11 protein-coding genes are annotated in these 12,783 nt (G+C 64.2%); 4 read left to right on the top strand and 7 right to left on the bottom strand.

Features of this window, described 5'->3' with window-relative positions; translation table 11 throughout:
• The first annotated feature begins 5 nt into the window (after window positions 1–5).
• A complete protein-coding gene (locus ACF8C6_RS12690) occupies window positions 6–1,094 on the top strand; it encodes a polyamine ABC transporter substrate-binding protein (RefSeq protein ID WP_392499622.1) in 1,089 nt (362 codons plus the stop codon).
• Window positions 1,095–1,465: 371 nt separating this feature from the next.
• Here the strand turns inward: ACF8C6_RS12690 and ACF8C6_RS12685 are convergent, their stop codons facing one another.
• On the bottom strand, window positions 1,466–2,509 hold the full coding sequence (locus ACF8C6_RS12685) for a low specificity L-threonine aldolase (protein WP_277689744.1): 1,044 nt from the start codon (window positions 2,507–2,509) through the stop codon (window positions 1,466–1,468).
• Window positions 2,510–2,863: 354 nt separating this feature from the next.
• On the opposite strand from ACF8C6_RS12685, the gene ACF8C6_RS12680 reads away from it, so the two are divergent.
• Complete coding sequence (locus ACF8C6_RS12680) at window positions 2,864–3,079, top strand: DUF1127 domain-containing protein (RefSeq protein ID WP_277689745.1); 216 nt, start codon at window positions 2,864–2,866, stop codon at window positions 3,077–3,079.
• A 93-nt stretch (window positions 3,080–3,172) separates the two neighbouring features.
• Here ACF8C6_RS12680 and ACF8C6_RS12675 read toward each other — a convergent pair whose 3' ends face one another.
• The 6 genes from ACF8C6_RS12675 to ACF8C6_RS12650 form a co-directional block, all read right to left on the bottom strand.
• Window positions 3,173–4,072, bottom strand: coding sequence for a response regulator (locus tag ACF8C6_RS12675; protein WP_392499621.1), 900 nt, complete (start codon window positions 4,070–4,072; stop codon window positions 3,173–3,175).
• Window positions 4,073–4,157: 85 nt separating this feature from the next.
• Entirely contained in the window at window positions 4,158–4,883 is a 726-nt protein-coding gene (phoU, locus tag ACF8C6_RS12670; RefSeq protein ID WP_277689747.1) for a phosphate signaling complex protein PhoU, read from the bottom strand.
• A gap of 202 nt (window positions 4,884–5,085) precedes the next feature.
• A complete protein-coding gene (gene pstB / locus ACF8C6_RS12665) occupies window positions 5,086–5,919 on the bottom strand; it encodes a phosphate ABC transporter ATP-binding protein PstB (protein ID WP_277689748.1) in 834 nt (277 codons plus the stop codon).
• A gap of 53 nt (window positions 5,920–5,972) precedes the next feature.
• Window positions 5,973–7,589: a phosphate ABC transporter permease PstA gene (gene pstA, locus ACF8C6_RS12660; RefSeq protein ID WP_392499758.1), complete on the bottom strand. Its 1,617-nt coding sequence runs from the start codon at window positions 7,587–7,589 to the stop codon at window positions 5,973–5,975.
• Between the two features lie 82 nt (window positions 7,590–7,671).
• Complete coding sequence (locus ACF8C6_RS12655; RefSeq protein WP_392499620.1) at window positions 7,672–9,954, bottom strand: ABC transporter permease subunit; 2,283 nt, start codon at window positions 9,952–9,954, stop codon at window positions 7,672–7,674.
• A gap of 175 nt (window positions 9,955–10,129) precedes the next feature.
• Window positions 10,130–11,098: a PstS family phosphate ABC transporter substrate-binding protein gene (locus tag ACF8C6_RS12650; RefSeq protein WP_392499619.1), complete on the bottom strand. Its 969-nt coding sequence runs from the start codon at window positions 11,096–11,098 to the stop codon at window positions 10,130–10,132.
• Between the two features lie 209 nt (window positions 11,099–11,307).
• Between ACF8C6_RS12650 and ACF8C6_RS12645 the strand changes: the two genes are divergently transcribed.
• Together ACF8C6_RS12645 and ACF8C6_RS12640 are read left to right on the top strand one after the other, a co-directional pair.
• The gene (locus ACF8C6_RS12645; RefSeq protein WP_277689752.1) at window positions 11,308–11,712 is read left to right on the top strand and encodes an acyl-CoA thioesterase; all 405 of its coding nucleotides are present in this window, start codon (window positions 11,308–11,310) and stop codon (window positions 11,710–11,712) included.
• A 104-nt stretch (window positions 11,713–11,816) separates the two neighbouring features.
• Window positions 11,817–12,716 (top strand): D-hexose-6-phosphate mutarotase, encoded by a 900-nt coding sequence (locus ACF8C6_RS12640; protein WP_392499618.1) that lies wholly within the window; start codon window positions 11,817–11,819, stop codon window positions 12,714–12,716.
• Window positions 12,717–12,783: the final 67 nt, after the last annotated feature.

Here is a 12,783-nt window from a genome sequence, read left to right as displayed (position 1 = left end):
CCACGATGAAAAAAGCCATCCCGCTGCTGCTCGGCGCCACACTCTGTGCCGGCGCACTGCAGGCCAGTGCCGCCGAGCTGCACGTGTACAACTGGGCCGACTACATGCTGCCCGAAGTGCCCAAGGCCTTCGCCGAGAAAACCGGCATCAAGCTGACCTGGGACACCTATGAGTCCAACGAGGCCCTGGAGGCCAAGCTGCTGGCCGGCAACTCCGGCTACGACCTGGTGGTGCCGACCAACACCTTTCTGGAAAACCAGCTCAAGGCCGGCGTGTACCAGAAGCTGGACAAGTCCAAGCTGCCCAACTGGCAGCACCTGGACGCCAACCTGCTGCAGCTGATGAGCGCCAACGACCCCGGCAACGAACACGCCGTGCCCTACATGTATGGCACCGTGCTGATCGGCTACAACCCGGACAAGGTCAAGGCTGCCCTCGGCGACGACGCGCCGGTGAACAGCTGGGACCTGGTATTCAAGCCGGAAAACATGGAGAAGCTGAAGAGCTGCGGCGTGGCCATGCTCGACTCGCCGGCGGAAATCCTGCCGATCGCCCTCGACTACCTCGGCCTCGACCCGAACAGCACCAACTCGGCCGACTACGACAAGGCCACCGAGCTGTTGCTGAAGATCCGTCCGTACATGGCCTACTTCCACTCGGCCAAGTACATGACCGACATCGCCAACGGCGACATCTGCGTGGCCGTCGGCTACTCCGGCAGCTTCTTCCAGTTCGCCAACCGCGCCAAGGAAGCGGGCAACGGCGTGGTGGTGCAGTGGAAGCTGCCGAAGGAAGGCGCACCGCTGTGGTACGACTCCTTCGCCATCCCGGCCGATGCCAAGAACGTCGACGAGGCCCACGCCTTCCTCAACAACCTGCTCGACCCGAAAGTGGTGGCGCCGATCAGCGACTTCCTCGGCTACCCCAACCCGAACAAGGACGGCATGGCCCTGGTCAGCGCCGCGATCCGCGACGACGCCGACCTGTCACCCTCGGCCGAAGCGCAGAAGAACCTCTACGTGCTCAAGCCGCTGCCGCAGAAGATCGAGCGCGTGCGCACGCGCGCCTGGAGCAAGATCAAGACCGGCACCTGAGCCGGACGTGTCCGGGCCGGCAGGATGCCGGCTCGGCGCACCCTTGTGCCCATCCGCCATCGCCGGCGGGTGGCGCAAATGGCCGGCACTCAGCCGCCACACAGCCCGCAATGCGCACAGGCGGCTGCACAAAAAACACTCGCAAGCCGAGAGCCCACGGCAGCACTGGCGAGCGAACAGCTATCCACAGCCTGCGCACATAAGCTTGCACACTCTCTGTGATTAACTGGCGTGCCAGCATGAAACGGCTGCCCAGAAATCACCCAACCACCGGCAGAGCGCGCCAAGCCTGGCGTAGCACACTTGACCTACAGCTTATCCACAAGGTGATCCACCCAGGCTGGGGGTAACTGCCCGGCTGGAGTGGCGAACTAGGCTGCGCCCATGGCCTTGCGGATATCTGCCGCCAACTCGCGTACCCGCGCTTCCTCGGTATCCCAGCTGCACATGAAGCGTGCGCCGCCGGCGCCGATGAAGGTGTAGAAGCGCCAGCCCCAGTCGCGCAAGCGCTGCAAGGCGGGCTCGGACAGCTGCAGGAACACCCCGTTGGCCTGCACCGGGAACATCAGACTCACGCCTGGCACATCCGCCACCAGTTCGGCCAGCAGGCGCGCACAGCGATTGGCGTGGCCGGCGTAGCGCAGCCAAGCGTCGTCCTGCAGCAGGCCGACCCAGGGCGCCGACAGGTAACGCATTTTCGAGGCCAGCTGGCCGGCCTGCTTGCAGCGGTAGTCGAAGTCCTCGGCCAGGGCCTTGTTGAAGAACAGGATGGCCTCGCCCACGGCCATGCCGTTCTTGGTGCCGCCGAAGCACAGCACGTCGACGCCGGCCTTCCAGGTCAGTTCGGCCGGGCTGCAACCCAGGGATGCGCAGGCGTTGGAGAAGCGCGCGCCGTCCATGTGCAGGTTGAGGTTCAGTTCTTCGCACACCTGGCTGATCGCCCGGACTTCGTCCGGGGTGTAGACGGTGCCGACCTCGGTGGCCTGGGTCAGGGTCACCACGCGCGGCTTGGGGTAGTGGATGTCCTGCCGCTTGAGGGCGACCTCGCGGATCGAGGCTGGGGTCAGCTTGCCCTGCTCGGTGCGCGCGGTCAGCAGCTTGGAGCCGTTGGAAAAGAACTCCGGCGCGCCGCACTCGTCGGTCTCGACGTGCGCCGTTTCCGAGCAGATCACACTGTGGTAGCTCTGGCACAGCGAGGCCAGCGCCAGGGAGTTGGCGGCCGTGCCGTTGAAGGCGAAGAACACCTCGCAATCGGTCTCGAACAACTGGCGAAACTGGTCGGCGGCACGTGCCGTCCACTGATCGTCGCCGTAGGCACGCTGGTGGCCGAGATTGGCCTCGGCCATGGCGGCCCAGGCCTCCGGGCAGATACCGGAATAGTTGTCGCTGGCAAATTGCTGACTCTGGTCGGTCATAGAGGTGTCCTCGTGGGCTTACCGAAACTCTAGAGGCTGCAGACAGGCTTCGTGGGCCCGTTTACAGCAATAACAGATGCAGTTCTTGCTGGATCAGCTTCGCATCTGTACCGGTGGCAAGTCGCTATTTTCTCGACCTTGCCCAGTTAAAAATCACGCTCTTTCCTCAATTGCATGATTTTCCACGGATGACCAGTACAGTTGCCGCCATAGAAGCAGAACAGTTAGGAAGCTGGCTAATAAACAGCCCGACAATTTAGCCCAGCTGTGCCTACAAAATCGACCATGCAGTCAGGAAAATAGCCTTCCAGTAGAACACTCTCTAGCCCGCCACAAGCGGAAGGAAGCACCACCATGGAACGTACCCTCGGTTCCGCCTCGATGTTCAAGCAACACACCTCCGACGCCACCGGCCTGCTGCCGCTGCGCGCCCTGGCTACTCTGCTGCTGTGGCAGCGCCGCGTGAGCAGCCGCCGCGAGCTGGCCCGTCTCGACGAGCGCCTGCTGGCCGATGCCGGCATCAGCCTGAACGAACGCGCCGAAGAGATCAGCAAGCCGTTCTGGCGCTGAGCCTCGCACGCAACAGTCAAAAGGGAAGCCAGAGGCTTCCCTTTTTTGTTGCACAAGGAACGAAACACCCTGCCAGCAGGCTCCGGAGCCGGACTAGGCACCCGGGACGAAATGTCTCTGCGCCGTGCCACGGGCAATCAGCCGTGACAGGTAGTCGAGCTTCTGCGGGTCCTTGTCGACAAACTTGAAGGTCAGCTGCAGCCACTCGCTGTCCGGCTTGGGCTCCAGCGCCGCCACCGCGTGCAGGTAGCCATTGAGGCGCGCCGTTTCGGCGGCCTCGCCCTGCTCGAGGTCGAGGACTGCACTCTCCAGCACCTGCGGCAGCAAATCCCCCCGCTTGACCACCAGCAGCGCCTCCTTGAGGCTCAGCGCCTTGATCACGCAGGACATGCTGCCATTCGGCAAACGCAGCTGACCCTGGCCGCGTCCGGCAGGCGGGCCGGACGGCTTGGAGGGTTTGGCCGGGGCCTCGGCCTTGGGCTGCGCCGCCGCCTTGGCTGCGGGCTTGACCACTTCGGCATTGCCGCCGGTCAGTGCGGCCAGGGAATCATTGGCGAAGGCACCAGTGCTGAGCATCTTCGGCGGCGCACTGGCCGCCAGGGCCTGCAGCTTGCCGGCACGGTGCAGCGCCTTCTTCACCTTGGTGACCAGCTGCTCGTTGGAAAAGGGCTTGCCGATATAGTCGGAGACGCCGGCCTGGATGGCCTGCACCACGTTCTCCTTGTCACCACGGCTGGTCACCATGATGAAGGGCGTGATCTTGTGTGCCTCTTCGCCACGGCACCAGGTGAGCAGTTCGAGGCCGGACATTTCCGGCATTTCCCAGTCACAGAGGATCAGGTCGACTGCCTGCCGGCCCAGCAATTGCTGAGCCTTGCGCCCATTCACCGCTTCCTCGATCTGGATGCCGGGGAAGTTGTCGCGCAGACCCTTCTTCACCAGATCACGGATAAAGGTGGCGTCATCCACCACCAGCACACTGACTTTGCTCATCGACCACTCCCGGCAACAATGCCGACAAGCATAGTCCGGGGTGATGGCCCAAGGCCAACAGCATGCAGCGCGGCGATGGGCAAGCTTAGTCAGCCTTGCCCTGCACCTCTTCCTGCATGCGCGCCAGGCCCATGTGGCGCACGTCGGTGCCGCGTACCAGGTAGATCACCAGCTCGGCAATGTTGCGTGCATGGTCGCCAATACGCTCCAGCGAGCGCAGCACCCAGATGATCGAGAGCACGCGGCTGATGGCGCGCGGATCTTCCATCATGTAGGTGACCAGCTCGCGCAGGGCGGTCTTGTACTCGCGGTCGACGGTCTTGTCGTACTGGGCCACGGACAAGGCCAGGTCGGCATCGAAGCGGGCAAAGGCGTCGAGCGACTGCTGCACCATCTTGCGCACCTGATCTCCGATGTGGCGCACCTCGACATAGCCGCGCGGCGCTTCGCCGGTTTCGCACAGCTCGATGGCGCGCTTGGCGATCTTCGACGCCTCGTCACCGATGCGCTCGAGGTCGATCACCGACTTGGAGATGCTGATGATCAGGCGCAGGTCGGAGGCGGCCGGCTGGCGACGGGCGAGGATGCGCACGCACTCCTCGTCGATGTTGGTTTCCATCTGGTTGATCTGGTCATCGATCTCGCGCACCTGCTGGGCCAGGCCGGAGTCGGCCTCGATCAGCGCGGTGACCGCGTCGTTGACCTGCTTCTCGACCAGGCCGCCCATGGCCAGCAGGTGGCTGCGCACCTCCTCCAGCTCGGCGTTGAACTGCTGGGAGATGTGATGGGTGAGGCTGTCTTTGTTGATCATGGTCGAGCCCTTGCGAATCGAATGTGGTTCTTAAATGTGTACCCGGCCTGGCCTTTGCGAAATTGTGCCGGGCTAGGAGGCGCCGCCAGCGCCTTCCGCGATCCCGTCGCTTCAGGCATTTCCCGCATCCCTGCGGGTCACTGTACAACTCGTACGGCAAGCGGCGCCGACAACGCCCGGCGCGGTTTCGCATAGCCAGGGGTTAGCCGTAGCGGCCGGTGATGTAGTCTTCGGTCTGTTTCTTGGCCGGGTTGGTGAACAGGGTATCGGTGTCGCCGAACTCGATCAGCTTGCCCATGTACATGAACGCCGTGTAGTCGGACACCCGCGCCGCCTGCTGCATGTTGTGGGTGACGATGACGATGGTGTACTTGCTCTTGAGCTCGTAGATCAGTTCCTCGACCTTGAGCGTGGAGATCGGGTCGAGGGCCGAGCAGGGTTCGTCGAGCAGCAACACTTCCGGCTGCACCGCCACGGTCCGGGCGATCACCAGACGCTGCTGCTGGCCACCGGACAGACCCAGGGCCGACTCGTGCAGACGGTCTTTCACTTCATCCCACAGCGCCGCGCTCTTCAGCGCCCACTCGACGGTCTCGTCGAGCACGCGCTTCTGGTTCACGCCCTGGATGCGCAGGCCGTACACCACGTTCTCGTAGATGCTCTTGGGGAAGGGGTTGGGCTTCTGGAACACCATGCCGACGCGGCGGCGCAGTTCGGCGACATCCACGCCCTTCTTGTAGATGTCCTGGCCGTCGAGGAGGATCTGGCCGTCCACGCGGCAGCCGTCGACCAGGTCGTTCATGCGGTTGAAAGTGCGCAGCAGGGTCGACTTACCGCAGCCGGACGGGCCGATGAAGGCGGTCACGCGCTGTTTGGGGATGTTCAGGCTGACATCGAACAGCGCCTGCTTCTCGCCGTAATACAGGTTGAGCTTGGGCACCTCGAGGGCGACCGTCTCTTCGGCCAGGTTGAGGCCCTGCTTCTGGCGGCCGAGGGCGGCCATGTCGATACCGTGGGTGTGTACTTCGTGCTGCATGGGAGGCTCCCTACGCTAACAATTCGTTCGTGCCGCCGCGGCGACACCGTTAATCAATGATCCAGTGCCTTGTACTTCTCGCGCAGGTGGTTGCGGATGAACACCGCGCTCAGGTTGAGCAGGGCGATCACCAGCACCAGCAGCAGCGCGGTGGCGTACACCAGCGGACGGGCGGCCTCGACGTTGGGGCTCTGGAAGCCGACGTCGTAGATGTGGAAGCCCAGGTGCATGATCTTCTGGTCCAGGTGCAGGTAGGGGTAGTTGCCGTCTACCGGCAGGCTCGGTGCGAGCTTGACCACGCCGACCAGCATCAGTGGCGCCACTTCACCGGCGGCGCGCGCCACGGCGAGGATCAGGCCGGTCATCATGGCCGGGCTGGCCATCGGCAATACCACTTTCCACAGGGTCTCGGCCTTGGTCGCGCCGAGGGCCAGGGAGCCTTCGCGCAGGGCTCGCGGGATGCGCGCCAGGCCTTCTTCGGTGGCGACGATGACCACCGGCACGGCGAGAATCGCCAGGGTCAGCGAGGCCCACAGCAGGCCCGGAGTACCGAAGGTCGGCGCCGGCGCGGACTCGGGGAAGAACAGCCGGTCCAGCGAGCCGCCCAGCACGTAGACGAAGAAGCCCAGGCCGAACACGCCGTAGACGATGGCCGGCACGCCGGCCAGGTTGTTCACGGCGATGCGGATGATCCGGGTCAGGGTGCCCTGGCTGGCGTACTCGCGCAGGTAGATGGCCGCCAGCACACCGAACGGGGTGACGATCACGGCCATGATCAGGGTCATCATCACGGTGCCGAAGATGGCCGGGAAGATGCCGCCCTCGGTGTTGGCTTCGCGCGGGTCATCGCTGAGGAATTCCCAGATCTTGGCGAAATAGAAGCCGAGCTTTTCCAGGGTGCCCATGGCGTTCGGCTGGTAGGCACGCACCACCTTGCCCAGGCTGATCTCCTGCTCACGACCGTCGGCCGTGCGCACCACCACGCTGTCGCGGTTGAACTGGCCATTGAGCTCGATCAGCTCGGCCTCCAGCACCTTGTACTGGGCATCCCACTCGGCACGCTGGGCATCCAGGTCGGCCTGGGCAGCGGCGTCCAGCTGGCCCTTGAGCTCCAGCCCGCGGCTCTCCAGGCGGATACGCTCCAGCCCGGCGTTGATGCGGCCGATGTCCTTCTTCTCCAGCCGAACCAGCTGCTGATGCAGCTCGCCGACACGCTCGATGCGTGCCTGCAGCTCGGGCCAGGCAGCGTCACCCTCGGCCACCACCTGACCGGACTCCTTGACGCTGACCAGGTAGCCATAGAAATTGCCCCACTCACGGCGTTCCATCACCAGCAGGTTCTCCGGCGTCTGCAGATCGCTCAGCCACTCGGCTACGATCCAGCTGAAATCGGCGCCGTAGACTTCGCGGTTACCGACCTTGAGCAGTTCACGGGTCATGAACTCGCCGCCGTTGACGTCCACCGGCAGACCAGCGGCGGCCAGGCGCGCGCGCGGCACTTCCTCGACCTGCACCTGCTCGCCGGCGAGCAGGCGCGGGGCCTCGCCCGGCACCTGATAGCTGGCTTGCACCACGTCGGCCGGCCAGAAGTGGCCGAGGCCACGCACAGCGATCACCGACAGCAGGCCGATGGTCATGATCACGGCGATGGACACGCCGCTGGCAGTCATCCAGACCCAGGGCGAACCGCTCTTGAACCAGGACTTGAGGTTTTGCTCTTTGCTTTTCACGGACGTCTACCTTCCCCAGTTCTCAGAGCGACGCATATTTCTTGCGCAGGCGGGTACGGATCAGCTCCGCCAGGGTGTTCATCACGAAGGTGAAGGTCAGCAGCACCAGCGCGGAGAGGAACAGCACGCGGTAGTGGGTACTGCCCACTTCGGATTCCGGCATCTCCACCGCCACGTTGGCGGCCAGGGTACGCAGGCCCTGGAAGATGTTCATGTCCATGATCGGCGTGTTGCCGGTGGCCATCAGCACGATCATGGTTTCACCCACCGCACGACCCATGCCGATCATCAGCGCCGAGAAGATGCCCGGACTGGCGGTGAGGATCACCACGCGGGTCAGGGTCTGCCAGGGCGTGGCGCCCAGGGCCAGGGAGCCGAAAGTCAGGCTCTTCGGCACGCTGAACACGGCGTCTTCGGCGATCGAGTAGATGTTCGGGATCACCGCGAAGCCCATGGCCAGGCCGACCACCAGGGCGTTGCGCTGGTCGAAGGTGATGCCCAGGTCATTGCTGATCCACAGACGCATGTCGCCGCCGAAGAACCAGTTCTCCAGGTGACCGCTCATGCCCAGGGCGCCGGCACCGATCAGCAGGATCACCGGGATCAGCAGGGCCGCTTCCCAGCCATCCGGGATCACCAGACGGATACGCTCCGGCAGGCGACTCCAGGCATAGGCAGCCAGCAGCACGCCGACCGGGGTGAGCAGCAGCAGACTGAAGATGCCCGGCAGGTGACCCTCGACATAGGGCGCCAGGAACAGGCCGGCGAAGAAGCCGAGGATCACGGTCGGCAGCGCCTCCATCAGCTCGATCACCGGCTTGACCTTGCGGCGCATGGCCGGGGCCATGAAGTAGGCGGTGTAGATAGCCGCGCAGATGGCCAGCGGGGCGGCCAGCAGCATGGCGTAGAAGGCCGCCTTGAGGGTGCCGAAAGTCAGCGGCGCCAGGCTCATCTTGGGTTCGAAGTCGCTGTTGGCCGAGGTCGACTGCCAGACCTGCTTGGGCTCGTCATAGCTCTCGTACCAGACCTTGCCCCACAGCGCGCTCCAGGAGATCTCCGGGTGCGGGTTGTCGATGTAGAAGCGCTGCAGCTGGCCGCCGCTCTCCACCAGCACGCGGTTGGCGCGCGGCGACAGGGCGGCAATGGCGGCGCCCTCGGCGACCGGCTCGATCAGCAGGGTGCGGTGCGCGGTGCTATGGAAGATACCCAGGCGGCCTTCGGCATCCAGCGCCAGGAAGCCCTTGCGGCGCTCTTCCGGAAGAATCTGGGTGATCGCCGCATCGCCCAGCTGGAAGCTGCGGATGCGGGTCAACGCGGCCTTGCCGTCAGCGTCACGCACCATGAACCACTGACTGATGCCACCCTGGCTGTCGCCGACCATCAGCGAGATGCCACCCAGCAGCGGCGTGACGTTGCTCACCTCGGCCTCGCCAGTAAGCAGCTTGTAGCGCCCGTTGAGGCTCTTGTTGCGCAGGTCGAAGACATCGGCAGTGGCCTTGCCGTTGATCACGAACAACCACTGCTGTCGCGGGTCGATGATCATCGACTTGATCGGCTCGGCGATCTGCGGCAGGGCGATGCGCTCTTCGCTCAGGCTCACCTCGCCGGTCATCAGGTTCTCTTCACGACTGATGGTCAGCAACTGCAGCTCGGCGCCAACCGAGGCGCTGAGCATCAGGCTGTCACCGTTCTGGCTGATCGCCACGTGCTCAAGAGCACGCCCCTGGGGGTCGAGCGCAATGGCTGCCTCGCCGAAGGGGAAGTCCAGGGTCGGGGTGATGGTCTTGACGTTGTTCGGGTAACTGACCTTGTAGGCGTGCTCGAACACCAGTACCTGGCCGTTGGACAGGCCGAGCACCACGCGGCGGCTGCCTGGCTGATCCTGCGCCACCGAGACGATCCGGCTGCCCTGCGGCAGTGGCAGGGTAATGCTGTTCAGCTCGGCGCTGTCCTTCAGCGTAAAGAACTGCACGCGGCCAGCGGCGTCCAGGCGCATGGCCACCTTGTTCTGCTCTTCTACGGCCATCAGCAGGGCCGGCTCCTGTTGCGCCAACCAGGCGGGCTGCTGCGCGTCACGCGACTCCAGCTCGGCGCCGGCGAACATCGGCAGTACCACGTAGGCCAGGTAGAAGAAAATCAGGGTGATCGCGCCCAGCACGGCCAGGCCGCCGATGGACACGTACCAGCGCGCCATCTTGTCCTTGAGGGCGCGAATGCGGCGCTTGCGCTGCAAGGCTGGGGTATCGAAGTCGATCCGGTGGTTGTTCGCGGAAGCGCTCATGCTGTTATGGGCCAGGTCGTTCATAAGGAGTTCTCGGGCGCTGCGGACACAGCCCGCTCAATGTGAGGTACGTCAATCTATCCGGCTTGTGTGACAGAAAGATTACAGCCCGGTGACGTGACAACGCCCGCGACTCCAGGAGAGTAGCGGGCGCATCGAACAACGGGCCGGCACGAGGGCCGGCCCGCTGGCTGACCTGTTACAGGCCCAGTTCCTTCATGGCCTTCTCAACCACTTTGGACGGCAGCGGGATGTAACCATCCTTGACCACCACTTCCTGGCCCTGCTTGGACAGCACGAGCTTGAGGAACTCGGCCTCCAGCGGCGACAGCGCCTTGTTCGGGGCCTTGTTCACGTAGACGTAGAAGAAGCGTGCCAGCGGGAACTTGCCGGCCAGGGCATTGGCTTCGGAAGCCTCGAAGGCCTCGCCGCCTTTCTTCGACAGCGGTACGGTACGGACGCTGGAGGTCTTGTAGCCGATGCCCGAGTAACCGATGGCGTTCAGGGTGCTGGAGATCGACTGCACCACGGAGGCCGAACCCGGCTGCTCGTTGACGTTGGCCTTGAAGTCGCCCTTACACAGCGCTTCTTCCTTGAAGTAGCCATAGGTGCCGGACACCGAGTTACGACCGAACAACTGGATCGGCTTGGCCGCCCACTCGCCGGTCAGACCCAGGTCGCCCCAGGTGGTGATGTCCTTGGCGCCACCGCACAGGCGGGTGCTGGAGAAAATCGCGTCGACCTGGGCAATGTCCAGAGACTTGATCGGGTTGTCCTTGTGCACGAACACGGCCAGGGCGTCGATGGCCACCGGCACAGCGATCGGCTTATAGCCGAACTTCTCTTCGAAGGCCTGCAGCTCGTTGTCCTTCATGGCACGCGACATCGGGCCGAGGTTGGCAGTGCCTTCGGTCAGCGCGGGCGGCGCAGTGGAGGAGCCGGCAGCCTGAATCTGGATGTTCACGTTCGGGTACTGCTTCTTGTATTCCTCGGCCCACAGGGTCATCAGGTTGGCCAGGGAATCGGAGCCGACGCTGGACAGGTTGCCCGATACACCGGAAGTCTTTTCATAGGTCGGCAGAGCCGGGTCGATAGCGGCAACAGCGCTGGCAGCGCTTACGCCAGCGGCGGCGAAGGTCAGGGCCGCCATCAAACGCTTGAGTTTCATGCCTTGCTCCTAGCAGGAAGGGGTTGGATGGAACGGGCCCAAGTATCGACAGGCCGCATGAACACTCTATGAACGGATTGTTACAGTTCGATGAAGGCGCGAAATAGCCGCGCAAAAGCCAGACCGGGCGGTCGTGCTGCGCTGCGCCGCCCTATATACTGCGCGCCATGCGCCGCAACCAAACATAAGAATCGGGGGCCGTACCAGCCATGATCGAACTCGAACAGGATGATCCCATCCCGCAGGGCGACCTTGCCCTGCAGATCACCGCCCTACCGCGCGAGACCAATGGTTTCGGCGACATTTATGGCGGCTGGCTGGTGTCGCAGATGGATCTGGCCGGTACGGCGATGGCCAGCAAGGTGGCCGGCGGCCGCGTCGCTACCGTGGCCATCGACCGCATGGCTTTCCTGGTACCCGTAGCCGTCGGCGCGCAGCTGTCCTTCTATACCCAGGCCCTGGAAATCGGTCGCAGCTCGATCCAGATGCTGGTCGAGGTGTGGAGCGACGACCCGCTGTCCAGCGAGTGGCGCAAGGTCACCGAGGCGGTCTTCGTCTTCGTCGCCATCGACGGCAGCGGCCGCACCCGCCCGGTTCCGCCTCGGCGCAGCTAAACAGCACCGAAACAGACAGCGCCGACTCCGTGTCGGCGTTTTTCATGGCGCTTGGCCTTTGCCCCGCGCTGCGGTCAAATGACTGCACGACACGGAGAAAGCCCATGAGCCAAGCGCAAATCGAACGCCTCGACCTGGACCAACTGACCTGCTGGCGTGTGCACCTGGGCGATAGCGAGCTGCTGGTGGCCCAGCAAGGCGCGCAGATCCTGCATTACCAGCACGGCGAACAACCTCCGATCATCTGGTGCAGCGAGCAGGCCGGCTATAACCGTGGCCAGTCTGTAAGGGGCGGTATCCCGGTATGCTGGCCCTGGTTCGGCGACCTGCAGCGCAACCCGCAAGCGTTGCAACACCAGCATGCCGCCCCCTCCAGCGCGCCGGCCCATGGCGGCGTGCGCGGGCTGGACTGGCAGTTGCTAGGTGTCGAGCAGCAGGGCGAGTCGGTAACCCTGCAATTTCTCTACGACAGCCGCCAGCAACCGCTGCCGCACTGGCCGTATGACGCCGAGCTGCGCCTGGACATTCGCCTCGACCAGCGCCTGCACCTGAGCCTGACCAGCCGCAACCTGGGCAAGCAGCCTCTGCACCTGAGCCAGGCCCTGCACAGCTACTTTGCCGTCAGCGATATCCGCCAGGCCAGCGTGCTGGGCCTGGACGGCTGCCGCTACATCGAGACCCTGGACGACTGGCGGGAATGCCGCCAAAGAGGTGCCGTGCAGTTTGCCGGCGAAACCGATCGCATCTATCTGGACGTACCGCCGCGCCTGGCCCTGGTCGACAACGGCTGGAAGCGCCGCATCCTCATTGAAACCAGCGGTTCGCACTCGGCTGTGGTGTGGAACCCCTGGATCGACAAGGCCCAGCGTCTGTCGCAGTTCGCCGATGACGCCTGGCAGCGCATGCTGTGCATCGAAACCGCCAACGTCTGGGACGACTGCATCGAACTGGCCGCAGGTGCCAGCCACAGCCTGAATGTCAGCCTATGGAGCGAGGCGCTCTAAGGGAGGAATACTCCGAGCATCTGCGGGAGCGGCTTCAGCCGCGATTGCTTCACCGCCCCGCGCAAGC

Origin of the sequence: Pseudomonas sp. zbq_18 (genome assembly GCF_043102245.1) — a bacterium.
Lineage (GTDB): Bacteria > Pseudomonadota > Gammaproteobacteria > Pseudomonadales > Pseudomonadaceae > Aquipseudomonas.
Note: the sequence above shows the minus strand (reverse complement) of the source record. Positions and strands in the feature narration are given on the sequence as shown.